Source organism: Acidovorax sp. (genome assembly GCF_046291265.1).
GTDB lineage: Bacteria > Pseudomonadota > Gammaproteobacteria > Burkholderiales > Burkholderiaceae_C > Acidovorax.
In genome coordinates, this window is record NZ_JBKBTV010000013.1 from 35,799 (window position 1) to 53,018 (window position 17,220).

General features: G+C 64.8%; 19 protein-coding genes. 7 read left to right on the plus strand and 12 right to left on the minus strand.

What is annotated here, in order from left to right:
• Window positions 1-105 precede the first annotated feature (105 nt).
• Both ACK41V_RS07290 and ACK41V_RS07295 read left to right on the plus strand, forming a co-directional pair.
• The gene (locus ACK41V_RS07290; RefSeq protein ID WP_409779925.1) at window positions 106-561 is read left to right on the plus strand and encodes a fasciclin domain-containing protein; all 456 of its coding nucleotides are present in this window, start codon (window positions 106-108) and stop codon (window positions 559-561) included.
• Between the two features lie 39 nt (window positions 562-600).
• Window positions 601-1,539 carry a fasciclin domain-containing protein gene (locus ACK41V_RS07295; protein WP_409779928.1) on the plus strand — a complete coding sequence of 313 codons (939 nt, stop codon included), beginning with the start codon at window positions 601-603 and terminating at the stop codon, window positions 1,537-1,539.
• A gap of 95 nt (window positions 1,540-1,634) precedes the next feature.
• Here ACK41V_RS07295 and ACK41V_RS07300 read toward each other — a convergent pair whose 3' ends face one another.
• Complete coding sequence (locus ACK41V_RS07300; RefSeq protein ID WP_409779931.1) at window positions 1,635-2,258, minus strand: TetR/AcrR family transcriptional regulator; 624 nt, start codon at window positions 2,256-2,258, stop codon at window positions 1,635-1,637.
• A gap of 107 nt (window positions 2,259-2,365) precedes the next feature.
• Complete coding sequence (locus tag ACK41V_RS07305; RefSeq protein ID WP_409779934.1) at window positions 2,366-3,277, minus strand: LysR family transcriptional regulator ArgP; 912 nt, start codon at window positions 3,275-3,277, stop codon at window positions 2,366-2,368.
• A 119-nt stretch (window positions 3,278-3,396) separates the two neighbouring features.
• Between ACK41V_RS07305 and ACK41V_RS07310 the strand changes: the two genes are divergently transcribed.
• The gene (locus tag ACK41V_RS07310; RefSeq protein ID WP_409779937.1) at window positions 3,397-4,746 is read left to right on the plus strand and encodes a D-amino acid dehydrogenase; all 1,350 of its coding nucleotides are present in this window, start codon (window positions 3,397-3,399) and stop codon (window positions 4,744-4,746) included.
• Between the two features lie 40 nt (window positions 4,747-4,786).
• Window positions 4,787-5,371, plus strand: a complete 585-nt coding sequence (locus tag ACK41V_RS07315; RefSeq protein ID WP_409779940.1) for a flavodoxin family protein — start codon at window positions 4,787-4,789, stop codon at window positions 5,369-5,371.
• On the opposite strand, the gene ACK41V_RS07320 is transcribed toward ACK41V_RS07315, so the two are convergent.
• Complete coding sequence (locus tag ACK41V_RS07320; RefSeq protein WP_409779943.1) at window positions 5,368-6,369, minus strand: M14 family zinc carboxypeptidase; 1,002 nt, start codon at window positions 6,367-6,369, stop codon at window positions 5,368-5,370. The two genes, ACK41V_RS07315 and ACK41V_RS07320, sit on opposite strands and share 4 nt — an antisense overlap.
• 74 nt (window positions 6,370-6,443) lie before the next feature.
• On the minus strand, window positions 6,444-7,235 hold the full coding sequence (locus ACK41V_RS07325; protein ID WP_409779945.1) for an alpha/beta fold hydrolase: 792 nt from the start codon (window positions 7,233-7,235) through the stop codon (window positions 6,444-6,446).
• A gap of 98 nt (window positions 7,236-7,333) precedes the next feature.
• On the opposite strand from ACK41V_RS07325, the gene ACK41V_RS07330 reads away from it, so the two are divergent.
• Window positions 7,334-7,855, plus strand: coding sequence for a flavin reductase family protein (locus ACK41V_RS07330; RefSeq protein ID WP_409779948.1), 522 nt, complete (start codon window positions 7,334-7,336; stop codon window positions 7,853-7,855).
• Between the two features lie 152 nt (window positions 7,856-8,007).
• Window positions 8,008-8,460, plus strand: coding sequence for an SH3 domain-containing protein (locus ACK41V_RS07335; protein WP_409779951.1), 453 nt, complete (start codon window positions 8,008-8,010; stop codon window positions 8,458-8,460).
• Between the two features lie 24 nt (window positions 8,461-8,484).
• On the opposite strand, the gene yccS is transcribed toward ACK41V_RS07335, so the two are convergent.
• From yccS to ACK41V_RS07365, 6 genes are all read right to left on the minus strand, one after another.
• The gene (yccS, locus tag ACK41V_RS07340; RefSeq protein ID WP_409779954.1) at window positions 8,485-10,794 is read right to left on the minus strand and encodes a YccS family putative transporter; all 2,310 of its coding nucleotides are present in this window, start codon (window positions 10,792-10,794) and stop codon (window positions 8,485-8,487) included.
• Between the two features lie 114 nt (window positions 10,795-10,908).
• Window positions 10,909-11,175 (minus strand): cell division topological specificity factor MinE, encoded by a 267-nt coding sequence (gene minE / locus ACK41V_RS07345; RefSeq protein ID WP_056163087.1) that lies wholly within the window; start codon window positions 11,173-11,175, stop codon window positions 10,909-10,911.
• A gap of 3 nt (window positions 11,176-11,178) precedes the next feature.
• On the minus strand, window positions 11,179-11,997 hold the full coding sequence (minD, locus tag ACK41V_RS07350; protein WP_409779958.1) for a septum site-determining protein MinD: 819 nt from the start codon (window positions 11,995-11,997) through the stop codon (window positions 11,179-11,181).
• Window positions 11,998-12,005: 8 nt separating this feature from the next.
• Window positions 12,006-12,794 carry a septum site-determining protein MinC gene (minC, locus tag ACK41V_RS07355; RefSeq protein WP_409779960.1) on the minus strand — a complete coding sequence of 263 codons (789 nt, stop codon included), beginning with the start codon at window positions 12,792-12,794 and terminating at the stop codon, window positions 12,006-12,008.
• Between the two features lie 167 nt (window positions 12,795-12,961).
• On the minus strand, window positions 12,962-13,279 hold the full coding sequence (locus tag ACK41V_RS07360) for a proteophosphoglycan ppg4 (protein WP_409779963.1): 318 nt from the start codon (window positions 13,277-13,279) through the stop codon (window positions 12,962-12,964).
• 208 nt (window positions 13,280-13,487) lie between these two features.
• Window positions 13,488-14,246, minus strand: coding sequence for a hypothetical protein (locus tag ACK41V_RS07365; protein WP_409779966.1), 759 nt, complete (start codon window positions 14,244-14,246; stop codon window positions 13,488-13,490).
• Between the two features lie 232 nt (window positions 14,247-14,478).
• Here ACK41V_RS07365 and ACK41V_RS07370 point away from each other — a divergent pair, with 232 nt between their 5' ends.
• Complete coding sequence (locus ACK41V_RS07370; protein WP_409779969.1) at window positions 14,479-15,408, plus strand: DMT family transporter; 930 nt, start codon at window positions 14,479-14,481, stop codon at window positions 15,406-15,408.
• Between the two features lie 93 nt (window positions 15,409-15,501).
• Here the strand turns inward: ACK41V_RS07370 and ACK41V_RS07375 are convergent, their stop codons facing one another.
• Both ACK41V_RS07375 and pssA read right to left on the minus strand, forming a co-directional pair.
• Complete coding sequence (locus ACK41V_RS07375; RefSeq protein WP_409779972.1) at window positions 15,502-16,341, minus strand: PhzF family phenazine biosynthesis protein; 840 nt, start codon at window positions 16,339-16,341, stop codon at window positions 15,502-15,504.
• A 97-nt stretch (window positions 16,342-16,438) separates the two neighbouring features.
• On the minus strand, window positions 16,439-17,065 hold the full coding sequence (gene pssA, locus ACK41V_RS07380; protein ID WP_409779975.1) for a CDP-diacylglycerol--serine O-phosphatidyltransferase: 627 nt from the start codon (window positions 17,063-17,065) through the stop codon (window positions 16,439-16,441).
• Window positions 17,066-17,220: the final 155 nt, after the last annotated feature.

Genomic DNA, 17,220 nt, shown 5'->3' on the forward strand with positions numbered 1-17,220 from the left:
TTGGTTTTTACATAACCCATTGGTTTACATTGATACCAAACGGTTATATATTTCGCCTGCGCCCATCTTGGCGTGTCATTTCCATCTAACCCAAGAGGAACGACCATGAAGAAAACCTTGATTGCATTGGCCCTGACGGCTGGCGCCACATTCAGCGCCATGGCACAAGACATCGTTGATACCGCTGTGAAGGCGGGCAACTTCAAAACCCTGGTGGCTGCCGTTCAAGCGGCAGGATTGGTGGACACCCTCAAAGGCCCCGGCCCGTTCACGGTGTTTGCGCCCACTGACGAAGCCTTTGCAAAAATCCCCAAAGCCACACTGGATGGCTTGCTGGCCGACAAGGCAGCGCTGACCAAGGTGCTGACCTATCACGTGGTTCCCGGCAAGGTGATGGCAAAAGATGTGAAAGCGGGCAAGGTCAAGACCGTGCAGGGCCAGGAAATCACCGTGTCCACCAACATGGGGGTGATGGTGGACCAGTCCAAGGTCATCGCTACCGATGTGGCGGCCAGCAATGGCGTCATCCACGCCATCGACACGGTGCTGATGCCCAAGTAAGGCGCTGCACATCCAACCATTTGCAATGGAGACGCCACCATGAACACCGCTTTGAACCGCCGTACCGTTTTGCTGGCCGCAGCGCTGGGATCCAGCACCGCCCTGCTGCAAGCCTGCGGGGGCAGCGACGATGATCCCGAACGGAACATCGTCGAACTGGCACAAAACAACCCTGACCTGAGCATCCTGGTGGAAGCCGTGGTTGCAGCAGGCCTTGCGCCCACCTTGAGCACCGGCATGCTCACCGTGTTCGCCCCCACCAACGCGACTTTTGTCGCGCTGCTGGGCGAACTGGGCGTGACCAAAGATGCGCTGCTGGCCAACAAGCCCCTGCTGACGGCGGTGCTCACGTACCACGTGCTGGGCAGCAAGGTCCAGCGCAATGACGTGCCTCTGGGCAAGGCGATCACTCCGGTGTCGGGTGGCTTCTTCAAGATCGAGTCGGCCAATGGCCTCAAGATCACCGATGGGCGCAACCGTGTAACGACCATCACGGCTACCGATATTCAGGCCAGCAACGGCGTGGTCCACCTGGTCGACCGCGTGTTGCTGCCTGCGGACAAAGACATCGTCGCCACCGCCATGGCCTTGCCAGACTTCAGCATCTTGGTAGAAGCCGTAGCGGCTGCGGGACTGGTGAGCACATTGCAAGGCACCGGGCCGTTCACCGTGTTTGCGCCCACCAATGCGGCGTTTGCCGCGCTGCTGGCAGAACTGGGTGTGACCAAAGAGGCGCTGCTGGCCAATACGGCATTGCTGACTTCGGTGCTGACCTACCACCTCGTTCCTGCCCGCGTGCTGAAGGCGGAAGTGCCTGTCAACACGGCCATCGCAACAGTGCAAGGGCAAACCTTCACGGTCAACTCCAGCCTGGTCATCACCGATCAAAACCAGCGCACCAGCAACATCGTTGCCGCCGATGTGTTCACTAGCAATGGCGTGATCCATGTGGTGAACAAGGTGATCCTGCCCAAGTAGCACGCGCACGCCATAGACGTTATGGCAGAACTGCCCCGTAAAAAAGCCCGGCATGCCGGGCTTTTTTACGATGACCGGCGAGCAAACGCTTGCCGTTAGCGTGCGGCCAACCCATCAAAGCAGGTGCGTACGACCAAGTCCACAATTTCGTCGTCCGAATACTGACCACCTTCTTTCAGGAAGCTCACCACGGGGTCGCAAGCCCGGGCATACAAGGTGTACAGCACCACCAGCGGCGGCAAAGAGGCGCTGATCACGCCCTGTGCCTGGGCCTGCGTGATCCATTCGCCGATCTGGTCGCTGACCGCCACCAGACCATTGAGATAGTCTTTATTGGCCATCAGCACCGCGCGCAAGGTGGAGTTGCGGCTGGGAAGCAGCGGCATCTCGTTGGTCAACAGCCGTTCCAGTGACCAGCGCACCAGCGCATGCAGCTTCTCTATGGGGGGCATTTCTGCGGGCAGGCTGGCCAGATAAGTCTGGACGCGCCCAAGAATCTGCACCATCGCTGCGCTGCACAGCTCTTCCTTGCTACAAAAATGTTTGTACAGGCTGGCCTTGGCAATGCCCACGGCATTGGCCACGTCGTCCATGGTCATGGCGTCGAAGGCTTTTTCGCCCAGCAGACGGCAGGCGGACTGGAGGATGGCGTCCTCGCGGGCCTGGTGCATCTGTTCTTTGAACGAGATTTTGGGTTGCGGCGTTTGCATAGCGTTCATTTTATACATTGCAGTAAAAAAATAAATGACTAAGTTGCAATGCAACTACGTCGTTCACGTTTTGGTCTGCAGGAATCGTGCCGCGGGCAACCGTTTGACGGGCCGTGTCACGCTACCAATGAAACCGCTGCCGCACCCGTCAGCGCTGCCGACAGCACATCCAGCAGCTCGGACTCCAGGTTCCAGCAGTGCCAGTACAGCTGAATCGGCAGCGTCCGGCCCGGCGCCAGGTCCACCATGCTGCCATCGGCTATTGCAGTGCGCGCCATCAGCTCTGGCACCACACCCACCGCCCAGCCCGCGGCCACCGCGCGCATTTGCGCCTCGGTACCGGGCACGAACAGATGGTTGAGCGCTACACGCTTCAAACCGAACGCGCGCGCGACGAATTCCGCCGCCATATCGTCCTTGCGGTTGAACGACAGAAACGACACCTCCCGAAAGTTGTGCGGGGTCAGCCCCTGCGGCAAATATTGCTGGGCAAAAGCGGTAGACGCCACCGCCACATAGTGCATGGCCCCCAGCGGCACCATCTTGCAGCCCCGCAGGGCCTGCTTGAGGGTGGTCACGCACCCCAGAACCTGGCCTGAGCGCAGCCACTCCTGCGTGAAATCCTGGTCGTCGGCAATGATCTCCAGCGGCAGGCGCTGGCGCACCAGGTCGTGCAGCGCCCCCATGGCCCAGGTGGCAATGCTGTCGGCATTGATGGCGATGGAAATGCGCTCGTCCTCGCGCGTGCTGCCCGGTGCACTGGGCGCCAGTTCGTGCAGGTCGCGCTCCAGGTCGGCACGCAACAGACGCAGTTGCTTGGTGTGCTTGAGCAGCAGTTGCCCCGCCGATGTGGGCCGCAGCGGGCGGCTGCGCACGATGAGCACGGAGCCCACCTGCGCCTCCAGGGCTCGCAGGCGTTGCGAGACGGCGGACTGTGTGACGTTGAGGCGCTGGGCGGCGCGCTCGAATCCGCCTTCTTCCACGATGGCGGCAAGGCATTCCAGGGCGGCAGGATCGTAGGTGCTCATGGTCTTTCGCTTGAACAAAAGGGGGGTCTCCGAAGCGCGCTTTATTAGGTGCGCTGATGTTTTTGGAGTAAGTTTAATTTTGCTTTTAGTTGCGCGCAATGTCGCGCACACTCCGCGCCATGAAAACCATTGTTTTGGGCGCCGGCATCATCGGCATCAGCACGGCGTGGCACCTGCTGGAGCGCGGCCACGAGGTCATCGTGGTCGACCGTCAGCCCGATGCAGCGCTCGAAACCAGTTTTGCCAATGCGGCGCAGATCTCGGTGAGCTACTGCGAGCCCTGGGCCAACCGCGAAGCGCCGCTCAAGGCGCTCAAGTGGATGTTCGACAAGGAAGCGCCGCTGCTGTTCCGGCCGCAGATGCCCTTTGGTGAAGGATGGCAACAATGGCGCTGGGGCCTGCAGTTCCTCGCGCAGTGCAACGACGCCGCGTTTGAGCGCAATGTGCAGCAGATCGTGGCGCTGGGCGCCTATAGCCATGCGGCCCTGAAGGACCTCGTCGCCACCACCGGCATTGACTACAACCGGCTGGAACGTGGCATTGCCCACTTCTACACCGACCAGAAATCGTTTGACGCTGCAGGCCACGCTGTGGAGTTGATGCGCAAACATGGCGTGCAGCGCCGCCTGGTCAGCCGCGAAGAATTGCTCCAGATCGAACCCGCCTTCAAGGCCTATGGCGACCACATCACCGGCGGCACGTACACCAGCACCGACGAAAGCGGCGACGCCCGCGTGTTCACCCAGGAGTTGGCCCGCCGGTGCGCGGCGCGCGGCGCGCAGTTTCTGTACGGCCACGATGTGCTGCGCTTGAACAAAATCGGCAATGCTATTGATTCCGTAGCTGTCACGCCAATCCAGTCAAGCGCTGGAGGCAAAAAAGACTTCATTTTGAAAGGTGACGCCATCGTTGTGGCTTGCGGCTCTTACAGTGCGCCGCTGTTGCGCAGCGTGGGTGTGGACTTGCCGATTTACCCCGGCAAGGGCTACAGCGCCACTTTTCCATTACTCCGCCCGGAGGCAGCGCCCCAGGTGTCCACCATCGACGACGGGCGCAAGATCGCCATGAGCCGCCTGGGCAATGTGCTGCGCGTGGCGGGCACCATCGAACTGGGTGGGTATGACCTGTCGCTCGACAACGCGGTGGCCAAGGCCCGCTGCCACATGCTGTCGCGCCGCATTGAAGAAATCCTGCCCGGCGTGTGCGACACCCGCACGCCCGAGCAAGGCGGTGACCCGCAATACTGGACCGGCCTGCGCCCCGCCACGCCGACCAACATCCCCTTCATTGGCCGCACACGGCTGGGAAAACTGTGGGTCAACGCAGGCCACGGCACGCTGGGCTGGACCCACGGCGCGGGCTCTGGCAAAGCCTTGGCTGAGCTGATCAGCGGTGGACAACCTGCGATGAACTTCGGCTTTCTGGGCGCCGAAACGGTGCGGGCACCGCGCACCTTCGCGGCCACCTGAATGCCCGCAAGCACCGGCAGGGGCCGTTACGATCCCTGCCATGTCTGCACACCACACCCTTTTCCTCACCACCTCCACCCGCGAGCCCGGCCAGGTCGGCAACACCGAATGGCTGGCCCGCCAGGCAGCGGCCACCCTGCCCGCCGAGGCCACACAAACCTGGCTGCATCTGGCACGCATGGATCTGCCGCCTTTTGTGGACCAGCGCCACACCGCGGGCACCTACGCGCCGCCCGAAGGCGACATGAAAACCTTGCTGAACGCCACGCTGGCGGCCGACCACATCGTGTTTGTGGCACCCGTTTACTGGTTCAGCATTCCCTCGCCGCTCAAGACCTATCTGGACCACTGGAGCGCCTGGATGCGCGTTCCGGGCCTGGCCTTCAAAGAACCCATGGGCAGCAAAACACTGTCGCTCATCACCACCAGCGGCGACCGCGCCAAAGCGCAGCCGATGATCGACTCCGTCGTGTTGTGCGCCCAGTTCCTGAACATGCGCTGGGGCGGCGCGCTGTGGGGCAAAGGCGGGCCACCCGGCGCGGTGCAGGCCGATGCACAAGCCGTTGCGGCAGCGGCTACCCATTTCACGGACGCCCGGGGCCCAGTGACCGTGCCCCCGATCTAACGCGAGGACGAGGGCCCGGGGTCTACCTGTGGCCAGTGCTCACCCATCCAGCGCAGCAGGTCTTGCCACATGGATTGAATTTCCGCCTCCTGCGGCATATCGAGGGCATGAGGTAGCTCGATGGTCACCACCGGCATGCCCCGGTGCACACCCCCATAGTGCCCCAGCGAGCCCGGGAAGATGCCCACCTGGTCCAGCCACAGGCGCCCCAACCGCGCGGGGGGCGCCAAAGGCCCGTCAAAGTCCAGCACCCCATAGGGCGCATGGATGCTGACGATGAGCTGGGGCTGAAACTCTGCCATCTGCGCGTGCAAAAACGCGGACTCCGGCTCCGACAGCGGCGCAGGCCCCGGCCAGCGGCGCGGGTCGCGGCGGGTGCGTTTTTCCCAGTACCGGGGGGCGTCCTGCGCCCAGCCGGGCGTAGGGAAGTTGCGGTTCAGGTCTACCCCGCTGGCATTGACCCGTGTCGCGGGCTTGGCCAACAGGCCATCGGGGTTGAGCACCGGGATAAACCGCCAGTGCACCGGTCGGCCCGCCTGTTCGGCCAGCGCAATCCAGCGCAGCGCGAGCGAGGCCGCCGTTAACTCATCCCCATGGATGGCCCCGACCACCATCACACGCAGCGGCGCCTCGGTCGCATCCTGGCGAACCATCGCAGGCGGCACATCGCGCCAGAACAACGGCGTGCCCTGCACCGAACGGGCACCACTGGGCACAAGACGGGCCTCGTTGCATTGCGTGCGCGACACCGTCGGCATGCGATGCAGCAACAAATCACACGCCCCTGGGCCGGAAACTTCCGCCGCGCGGGGGGCGGAGGCCGCCGGGAAAGCGGCCGCCGAGCTGGCCTGTGGTGCGTCAGAGGAAGGTGGCTTCAAAACCCCTGCGCTGGTACCTTGCGCGGTCACCCCGCGCTCCAGATCACCGCCCCCCGGTGCGATCCACACACCGACTGCGGCCAAACCAACCAGCAGGGCGCCTGCCAGAGTGGGTGCCATCCCGCCTGGAATCAAAAAACGAGCGCCGCTGCGCAACGGTTTCGGTTCCTGCACCGACGGGCTCCAGTCCTTGGTCAATGCAGTATCCGCCGGGTGGCCAAAAAATCCAGCAACGCACCGTCAAAGCCTTCGGGGTCTTCCAGCTGCGGCCAATGGCCCACGTGGGGCAGGCTCACATGCCGGGCATCCGGCAGCACCTGGGCCAGCGCTTGCAGGGCGATGGTGGGCGTGCAGCGATCATCTTCACCCCCCACCAGCAAGGTGGGCACATGCAGGCGCGCCAGCGCCTCAGCCCCGCGGGCAAAGGTGGGCATCGCCTCCAGCGCCCGCCGGTAGCTGCCCGCGTACACCTTGGACAGCGCGTGGTTCGCCAGCAGCACGCCTTCGGGCAGGGCGCCAGTGCCGACGAACTGCGGCACCAGCATTTGCGCCAGTGCCTCCATGCCGCCTCCGGCAGCCAATACTGCGTCCAGCGCCTGCAGGCGGGGCGACACCCAGTCTTCGGTGGCCTGCGCATCCAGTGCGGGCCCGCCCGCGCAGAGCACCAGCCGCCCAACGGCCGATGGTTTGCGCACCGCCACCTCCAGCGCCACCATGGCACCCATGCCATGCCCCACCAGGGTGACCGGTCCACCTTGCAGCGCGTCGATCAGCGTGAGGCAGCTTTCTGCCAAGCTTTTGAAGGTGTAGGGCTCAATCGGCGCGCTGTAGCCATACCCCGGCATGTCCCAGGCTACGGCGCGGTAACCCGCGCTGGCCAATGTCTCGACCTGAGGAGCAAACGTGAGGTGGTCGCCGTCTGCGTCATGCAGCATCAGCACGGTCGGGCCAGAGCCCAGGGTGGTGAAGGTGGGAAGAAGGGCCATGCGGTGACAAACAGATGTAAACCCCGCAACAGCGCAGCCGCGGGCAGCGCTCCATAATAGTTCCATCCCCTGCTGATGGCGGCCCCGCCCTGCTTTTTGTGAACCGTCCCCTGCCCCGCCCTGCCCTTGCCCGCCCGCCCAGTTTCTCCACCCGCGAGTTTCGCGATGCACTGGGCATGTTTGCCACGGGCGTGACCATCGTCACCGCACGCGATGCGCAAGGCGAACTGATCGGGCTCACAGCCAACTCCTTCAACTCGGTGTCGCTCGACCCCCCGCTGGTCCTGTGGAGCCTGGCACGTGCCGCGGCCTCCCTGCCGGTGTTCTCCAACGGGTCTCACTACGCCATCAATGTGCTGGCCGCCGACCAGAAAGCGCTGGCCGAGCGTTTTGCCGCACGGGGTGTCGACCGCTGGAGCGGCGTGGAACACAGCCCCGGCATCAGCGACGCGCCAGTGCTGGCGGGTTGCGCGGCCACTTTTGAATGCTTCAACCGCAGCCGCTACGAAGAAGGCGACCACGTGATCTTTGTGGGCGAGGTCGAGCGGTGCAGTCACCGCGCAGGCGTGCCGCCGCTGCTGTACCACGGCGGCCGTTTTTACACAGAGCATCCGCTGTAGTCTGCAAACAGCGCGCCGCATAACCATGCAGCGCGGTGCGGCAAGGCCCGCACTTTGACAAGAAGTCTGAGGCTGAAAAAATGCGGGGGCTGCCGCTGCGGTGCGCGATGGGCGCGCGCCGGGCGGTCTGCCCTGTATTGAACTGGAGCCCCATGCTTTTGCCCCGACGCCTCCCCGAACTTCTGATTGCCATCACCCTCGCCGTCTGTGGCGCGGGCGCGCACGCCCGAGAGATGGTGAGTGTGGCCAAACCGGAGATCAATATGCGGTCCGGTGCGGGAACCCAGCATTCCACACTGTGGTCACTGAGCCACGGGTTTCCGCTGGAAGTCACGGGGCGCAGCGGTCAATGGCTGAAGGTGCGCGACTTTGAGAATGACACCGGCTGGGTTTACCGGCCGCTGGTCAACAAAACACCCCACCACATTGTGAAGAGCCGCGTGGCCAATATTCGCAGCGCCCCCGGCACCCGCAGCCGCGTGGTGGGGCGGGCGGAACACGGCGAGGTGCTGCGCACGCTGGAGCGACGCCCAGACTGGGTGAGAGTGCAGCAAGACGGCGGCCCCAAGGGCTGGATCGCCAAGCGCCTGCTCTGGGGCTGGTAAGTCATCGCCGCAGAAAAAACGGGCCTACCGCTGGCCCACTGAACCGACAGCCGCCGCAGAACCCGCAGGCCCCGGCAAGGGATGATCGACCAGTTGCCAAACCTGCTCCTGCAACTGCGGAAACACCTTGCCCACCAGCGCCAGCTGCGCAGCCATCAGGCTGTGGGGCGCCGTTGCATGAGCCGTTGGCGGCAACACACCCAGGGGACCAAACTCGCGCAGCACCTGCGCAACCGCCGGGGCAGCACGCGCCCTGGTTGTCGCCGCACTGGGCAATTGTTGCTGGGCACTCTCCAGCTCGCCCGCCAGGTGCTGCAGCGATACCAGCAGTTGCCGCGCAGTTTGTTGCGTTGCATCGTCCATAGGCTCCAGCGCGCCGCTGGCACGCTGCGCCCCCAGGGCCGACAGGTAGTTGAGCTGGGTGTGCGACAGCCGCAGAAAGTTGCCGACCACCGCGGCGTTGCCCCGCACGCGCAGGGGCTCCTTGAGCATGGCGCTGTACGAATGGGACAACGCTGCATCGGCGTTGTGCGCATTGCGCCGTGCCAGGCGGTACACCAGATGGTCGCGTTTGCCCGTCTGGTACTGCGCCAGAATTTCGCGCAGGTACAAGGCCTGCGTCTGCAACACTTGCGCTGCCAGATGCGGCCATTGGCGTGACTGCCAGTGAGGCAGCACCAGCCACGAGGCCGCAGCGGCAATCAGGCACCCGGCTGCGGTGTCCAGCAATCGGGTCAGGATCACCCCCTGGGCCATGCCCATCTGGTGAAAACCCAGCAACAGCAACGTGGTGATGGCCGCCGTGGCCAGCACGTAGCGGGTGTGCCGCGTGCCAAAGAACAAGGCCCCGGCCAACACCAAAAATCCCGCTTGAACGAGCGCTGCGGGAAAAAGCTGAATCGCCGCCCACCCCAGCGCCAACCCCAACGCCGTGCCCTTGGCCCGCTGCACCAGCCGCATCTGGGTCGCGGCGTACTGGGGCTGGCTCACAAACACGATGGTGAGCAAAATCCAGTAGCCATGCGGGTCTGCCGTGGCCTGCATAACGACAAAACCCGCCACCAGGGACAGGCTCAGGCGCACGCTGTGCCGCAACCAGGGCGACTGGGCATGCAGTTGCGCCCGCACACGCGCCCAGGCATCGCCCAGGGTGCGCGGCTCCCGATCCAGCAGGGCGTAGTCCACGCCGCTGTCGGCGGTGTCTTCCACCCCCTTTTCCCGCGGGCTCAGCGCACCGGCGAACACGCCCGCCATGGCGGTCAGGTTGTGGCCCAGGGCGTGCAGAGAGCGCAAGGGCCGGGCCGAAGATACCGGAGCATCAGCACCACAGGCCGCTGCCGCATCCGTTGCCGCGCTCGCATCCTGGTGGGCGATGGCCGCCTGCATGTCTTCGATGGCCCGGCTGGTCACCCCCCAGTGCTGCGGCCACGACTGCTCCTGAATCGCCACCGACAGCTTCAGCGCCTGCTCGCCCAGCAGCGTCAGCACCCGCTGGCAGCGGTACAACACATCGCTGTGAAAGAACGACTGCGCCAGCAGGTCGTAATGCTCGTGTGATGAACTCGCCCGCTCGTGCAGGTCTTGCGCGGCCAAGTATTGGTGCATGGCGGTGTGCATCCAGGCGGGTGGCGCGCCACGACCAATGCGACTGGCCAAGCTTTCTTTGGCCGCGTTGAGGGCGTCCACCACCCGGCCGTTGTGCAGCGCCAGCGCCATGCGGCGACCCTCCAGGTCCGTCTCCCGCACGGGCTCCAGCAGCAGCGCCTTCAGCCGCAGGTATTCGCCCAGCACCGCATACAACCTGGCCAGCCGGTAACGCACAGGCGCGCGGGGCATCACCGCGCTCCACACGACGGACACCAGGCCGTACCACACAGCGCCGCCCAGCATCAGCGGCGTGGCCTGCACTGCTGCCACCTGGCTGGTGTGCGCCGCCAACGCGGCATAAATGAACAGAACGAGCGACCCAAACGCCACGGCGCGGTAGCGCTCACCCAACGCCCCCAGCAGGGTCAAGGCAAAGGCGGCCCCCGCCATCACCACCATCAGCACCCAGGGCGTGGCCACCGTGGCCCACACCGCCAGCGCCATGAGGCAAAAACACCCCAGTGCCAGCAACTGCGCGCGCAGGCGCCCGCGCCAGCTGTCGTCGGTTTCGGTCAGGGCGCTGGCGATCACTCCCAGCAGCACCGGCATCAGCTCGGTCTGCCACTGCGCCCACCAGCCAAACGCCAGCACCGCGGCCAATGCGCAAAACGCCCGCGCCCCGCGGGTGACGCCTTCGTGGTTGCGGGCGCGCTGCCCGCTGAGTTTCCAGCTTGTTTCGGAGACCATGGGAAATCCTAGGGTTAACCCTTAATTCCCTAGCAATTTCCGAACCCGGCGGGCGCAAAAAAGCCCCACGCCGCCGAAAGCGGGTGGGGCTTGTCATCGGGGCGGGCTACCGCCTCAGCGCACCGTGTCGGGCAGCTCGATCTTGACTTCCAGCACTTCCAGGTTGTCCTGGCGTTCCAGGTGCACCTTGAGGTCTTCAGGGTTGATCTTGACGTATTTGGAGATCACCGCCACCAACTCGCGTTGCAGCGCGGGCAGGTAGTCGGGTTCGGACGCGTTGCGGCCATTGCGTTCGTGCGCCAGGATGATCTGCAGGCGCTCTTTGGCAACACTGGCGGTTTTCTTCTTCTCGCCGAGCAGGAAGGACAGGAAAGAAGCCATGGCTTATTTGCTCCCGAACAGGCGCTTGAAGAAGCTGGGTTTTTCCGCTTCGATGAAACGCAGGGGTTTGTCGGTGGCGCCGAGAAAGCGGTCGATCACATCCTTGTAGGCCTCCGACACATCGGTGTCCTTGGCGTGGATGGCGGGCGTGCCCTGGTTGGACGACTGCAGCACCACTTCCGATTCCGGGATCACGCCGATCAGCTTGATGCGCAGGATGTCCTGGATGTCTTCCAGGCTCAGCATCTGGCCGTCCTGCACGCGGCTGGGGTTGTAGCGTGTGATGAGCAGGTGCTCTTTGATGGGCTCACCACCGTCAATGGCACGCTTGGTCTTGCTGCCCAGCATGCCCAGAATGCGGTCCGAGTCGCGCACGCTGGACACTTCGGGGTTGGTCACCAGCAGCGCCTCGTCGGCAAAGTGCATGGCCATCAGCGCGCCGCTTTCGATGCCGGCGGGCGAGTCGCAAACGATGTACTCAAAATCCATCGCCGCCAGGTCTTTAAGCACCTTCTCGACGCCATCCTGCGTGAGCGCATCCTTGTCGCGCGTCTGGCTGGCGGCCAGCACGAACAGGTTGTCGCACTGCTTGTCCTTGATGAGCGCCTGGTTCAGGTTGGCCTCGCCCTGGATCACGTTGATGAGGTCATACACCACGCGGCGTTCGCAGCCCATGATGAGGTCCAGGTTGCGCAGGCCGACGTCAAAGTCGATCACGGCGGTCTTGTGGCCGCGCAGGGCGAGGCCGGTGGCAAAGCTGGCGCTGGTGGTGGTTTTGCCCACACCACCCTTGCCGGAGGTCACGACGACGATTTTGGCCATGGGTTTAATCAATTCTCTCTGGGGTTGATACGAACAGGATTGCGCAGCGGCTCGATGATGAGCTTTTCGCCCTCCAGCCGCACCTGGGCCGGTTTGCCAGCCACTTCTTCGGGCAGCGCGGTTTCGGTGGTGCGGTAAATGCCTGCAATAGAGACGAGTTGCGGCTCCATGCAGGTAGAAAAAATACGGGCTTCGGTGTTGCCACGCGCCCCGGCAATGGCACGGCCACGCAGCGGGGCATACACATGGATGTTGCCGTCGGCAATCACCTCGGCGCCAAAACTGACCACGGCCATCACCACCAGGTCACCGCCGCGCGCATACACCTGCTGGCCGGAGCGCAGCGGTTTGTCGATGACCATGGTGCCGGGTCCGGCCACAGGCACTTCGCGCACCACTTCGACCTCGACTTCACGGACCACTTCGCGCACCTCTGCGGCTGCAGCCGCCTCAACGCGGGCGGGGGGCGCATCGGGCGCTGCGGCCAGGCCGGCAGCGCGCGCGGCTTCCATCTGGGTTGCGTTGCCGCCGCGCACCGCCACGGGCAGGGTGCTGTGGCTGCGCAGCAGGGCCACGATGGCGGCAAAGTCGATGGGTTCTTCGGCCTCGCGCACGGGCGCCAGGTCAATCAGCACCGGGTCGTGGTCAAAAAATCCCGGGGCGTCTGCCACGCGGTCGGCCAGATCGGCTGCAAACAATGCAGCGTCGGTGGTTTTGAGCACCACGGCCACCACGGGCAGCGAGGCGCTTTTCAGGTCAAAGCTGGTGCGGGCCTGGGCCGACGTCGTAAGGGCCATGGATAGGGGGCGTGGAATGGAGCGCGGGAACCTGTTTCAGAAGGCGCAAAGTGTACCGTGGGGCCACGTAAGCGCTTGTTCACTGCATCTTCGCTGGCCATTCGCGCGTCCGCACGCACAAAAAAACCGGGCGTACCCGGCATTCTTGTTGTCGCCCGGTTCCCGGCTTAGTTGCGGTCAGCGCGCATGGGGCGGGTCGTTGCACCGCCGGAGCTCGACATGGTCGTGTCTGTGGTTACGGGGGCCGCAGCGGCACGTGCCGGAGTGGCAGGCGCCGGAGCGGCTTGCGTGGTCGGCGTCGCCGCGCCCCCTCCGCCAACACCTGTGGTGCCCATCGGCGTGCCTTGCGAGCTTTGCTGGCCAGCGCCCGTGGCGGCGTTGGGGCTTGCGGTGGTGGGTGGTGTGCCCTGCGCGATGGCGGTACCAACAACGGCGACGGTAGCCAGGCCCGCGAGCAATGTCTTCAGTGTGTTCGATGCAGTCATGTGGAGACTCCTTGAGTGTGTGGTGAATTTGGAACTCGCCAGCAAAGTCGCCAGCTGTACCCAGACTAGTTGTTTGCGGCGGGCGCCACGTCAGCCCGAGACCGCAGCGCGTGTGGGACAGGGACGGGCCTGTTCGGCGTGGGTTTTGCCATCAAACGCCGAAAACACCCTGTGCAACACGCCCGCGCACGCCGTGGGTCCATGGGCATCACCGCGCAGGCACGTCATAGGCGCCAAAAAGTGCGGTTGCCGGTTGGGTCTCGGGCAGCACGTACACCACCGCGCCCGTGCCACGCACCAGGGGGCTCAGCACTTTTTCGTAGAAAGAGACCGGAAGGTTGATGCAACCGAAGGAGATGCGGTTGTCCGCAGCGGTGCTGGAGGCCAGCCGCTCCAGCCGACGCTCGGCTTTGACGTTGGCCCGCACCCGGTGCATGGACACCGCCGCGCCATAGTCCACCCACACCACATCTTCGCCATTGGCGTTCAAGCCGACTTCCGCGATGAACCGGCCTGCCGGTGTGGTGCGCTCTTCGGGCAGCACCTGGGCCACCGGTTTGTCGCCCACACCGGGAACGCTGTGGTCGCCGACGGCCGACCCCATCAACGCAGGTGCGGCGCCCTGGAGTTCGCCGTCGCGGTCAAACACGTAGACCTTCGCATCCTTTTTGTCGACCACCACCACCGCAAGGTTTTGGTTGTCCCCTGAATGCAAAGCCCAGCTGGCGATCTGGCGGGCATCTGCCGAGGCGGGTTCATCGCCAAACTGCGCCCGCAGTGGCACGGGCGGTGCCTGCGAGACTTGAGGCGCTGGCGCATCGCCTGGGGGCGTCGCTGTCTGACCGACCTGCTGAGTCCACACCCACAGCCCTATCAACCCCCCTGCCAGTGCCAGCACGGCGGCGCCCGACCACCAGCGCTTGCGCCATAAGTCAACCAGCTTGGGGGAATGGTTCGGGTCTTTCATCTCTGCTCCTTGGGGGCCGGTGTCCGGAAAACGGCTTGAAAGCCGAGGCAGACGCCACGGGCTGACCCCAGGCAAGACCTTAACCCTCGCCTTCGTCCCACAGCGTGCTGCCAACGTCACAGCGCTTGTAGGACCAACCCTGAACCAACCCGAGGCTGCAGCAAGCAACCTGCACCCCGTCCGCGGCACGCTGGCGACTGGCCACACGGTGCGTCCCTTCGATAATCGCCCGATGCCCCTGTCCTCCCGCAAAACCCATATCGACTCCCTCGCCGTCTGCCTGCTGCTGGCCTGCTGCATGTTCTGGGGCTTTCAGCAAGTGCTGGTCAAGGCCACCGTGGCCGAGGTGGCGCCCGCGTTTCAGGCCTTTGTCCGGTTTGCGATAGCCACGGTGGCGGTAGCGGCCTGGTGCCTGTGGCGCGGGGTGCGGCTGTCCAGCGCCGCCGAGCCTGTGGGCGCCCTGCGCGCCGGGCTGCTGGCGGGTGTGCTGTTTGCGGGCGAATTTGCGTGCATCTACCTGGGGCTTCAATACACCACCGCGTCGCGGCTCACGGTGTTTTTGTATGCCGCGCCGTTCTGGGTGGCCATCCTGCTGCCACGGTTTATTCCGGGCGAGGGGCTCAAGGGCTGGCAGTGGCTGGGCCTGGCGGCTGCGTTTGTGGGCGTGGGGCTGGCGCTGGGCGACGGGCTGCTGGGCCCCGCCAACGCCGCGTTGCCGCAGGCCTGGCTGGGCGACCTGCTGGGGCTGGCGGCGGGCCTGATGTGGGCGCTGACCACCGTGGTCATCCGCACCACGCCGTTGGCCCGCGTGGCGCCTGCCAAACAACTGCTGTACCAAGTGGGGGTGAGCGCCTTGGCGTTGCCCTGGCTGTCGCTGGCGCTGGGGGAAACCTGGACGCTGCAGTTCAGCGCATTTGCCTGGGGCTCACTCTTGGTGCAGGCGTTGGTGGGCGCGTTTGTGAGCTACCTGGCCTGGATGTGGATGCTGGCCCACTACCCGGCCACCAAGATTTCGGTGTTTGTGTTTTTGACACCCGTGTTTGCACTGCTGTTTGGCGCGTGGTGGCTGGGCGAGCCCATCACCCCCGGGCTGGTGGCCGCGCTGGTGCTGGTGGCGGCGGGCATCGTGCTGGTGAACCGGCGGCCTGCGGCGGCAGCCTGATGCAGCGCAGGATTCAAAATATGAGTCAAAACAGGCTCTAGCGCTTATTCAGCAAGCGCTAGTAGCTACTATTTTCATAGTATTCACATTTATCTATTCATCACCGCGCATCCACCGCGCCGTGCCCGATACGCGGATGGAGCTGCCGGGCACCGGCTCGATCTCGGCCCGCAAGCGCGAGCGCATGCCCATGTCTTCCCCCTGCACCACATCGATGGCGCCGTCATGCGGCCAGCCCAGGTCGCGCAGATAGCCCGCGAGGGCGGCCGTCGCAGCGCCCGTGGCCGGGTCTTCCAGCACCCCGCCCGAGGCAAACGCGTTGCGCGTGTGCAGCAACTGGTCTGACTCCACAACCACCAGCACGATGGTGACCAGCCCCGCGTCCAGCATCAGCGTGCGGCCTGCGTCCAACGCGTAGTGCATGGCCGCCAGCGCCGCGCGGCTGCGCAGGGCCAGCACGGCGTGGTCCGCGCCGCCGTGGATCAGCGCGGGAGGAATGCGCGGGTCGAGGTCGGCAGGCGCGATGCCAAACAGCGTGAGGAGGCGGTTCAGGAGCCCATCAGCCAGCGGCCCGCTGCGTGTGGGCGGCGACTGCAACGCGGCTTGCACCAAATCGCCGTCGCGGCGCCCCTCCACCGTGATCTGGGCGTGCGCCAGCGACAGGGCAAACACCCCATCGCCCGCGCGCTGGGCCAGCGCGGCGCCCAAGGCAATGGTGGCGTGCCCACAAAACGGCACCTCGGACTCGGGCGAAAAGTAGCGCACGCGCCAGCCGCTGCCCTGTGGCGCGGCAAACGCGGTTTCCGAAAACCCGACGTCGGCCGCGATGCGTTGCATCTCTGCGGGCGTTGGCAGGGCCTCGCCCATCCAGACACCGGCGGGGTTGCCACCCACAGCGCCGTCAGAAAAAGCAGCAATTTTTTGCAGGGACATGGCGGGCAGACCCAAAGAAGATCAAAAAGGGAAAACCGACCCGGCGAACAGTGCAGTGGCAGGGGCGGCAGCCCGAGGCTCCACGTAACCCCGGGGGTCAGAACTTCGGTATGCGAATCCGGCTGATCATCAACGACCCCGACACCGCAAACACCAGCACCAGTGGGTGCAGCGTGAAGCCGCCCAGCACCACCTGGCCAAACCACAGGTTCTCGCGCACGGCGCCCATATAGGCTGCCAGCGCCATCAGCGCGACCAGCACGATGGACGTGGGAATGGGCGTGCCTTCAAAATATTTGACCTTGCCGTCCTCGCCCGACAGGGTTTCGGCGGTGACGTTGTAACGCGCCAGACGCGATACGCCGCAGGCCACAAAGTAGGCCAGCACCACGCGGTCGTACAGCCCCTGCATGCCACAACCGTAGGCAATGATGGCGGGCGCCACGCCGAACGAGATCACGTCGGCCAGCGAATCCAGTTCGCGGCCCATGGCCGAACTCTTTTGGCGCCAGCGCGCAATGCGGCCGTCCAGCACATCAAAAATCAGGGCTGCCAGCACCAAGGCGCACGCGAAGTACACGTGCAGCACGTCGTTCGTCTCCAGGTACGACATCACCGAGAACAGCGCGCCCACGCCGCAGACGGCGTTGCCCAGCGTGAACCAGTCGGCCAGATGGAACTCGCGGATCATCGAAAAACGTTTGGGATGGGAGGGTGTGGTCATGGGCAAGTTTCTCCTGCAAGGCGCGTGGCGGGGTCGCGCATTATGGCGGGCCGCACCGTGGTGCTGCCCGATCTAGTCTGGCCCCCACGGCACCCGCCGCGTGTAGGGCATGGCCGCCTGTTGTACCCGGCGCGGTGCAAGCGGCCCCGTTGATT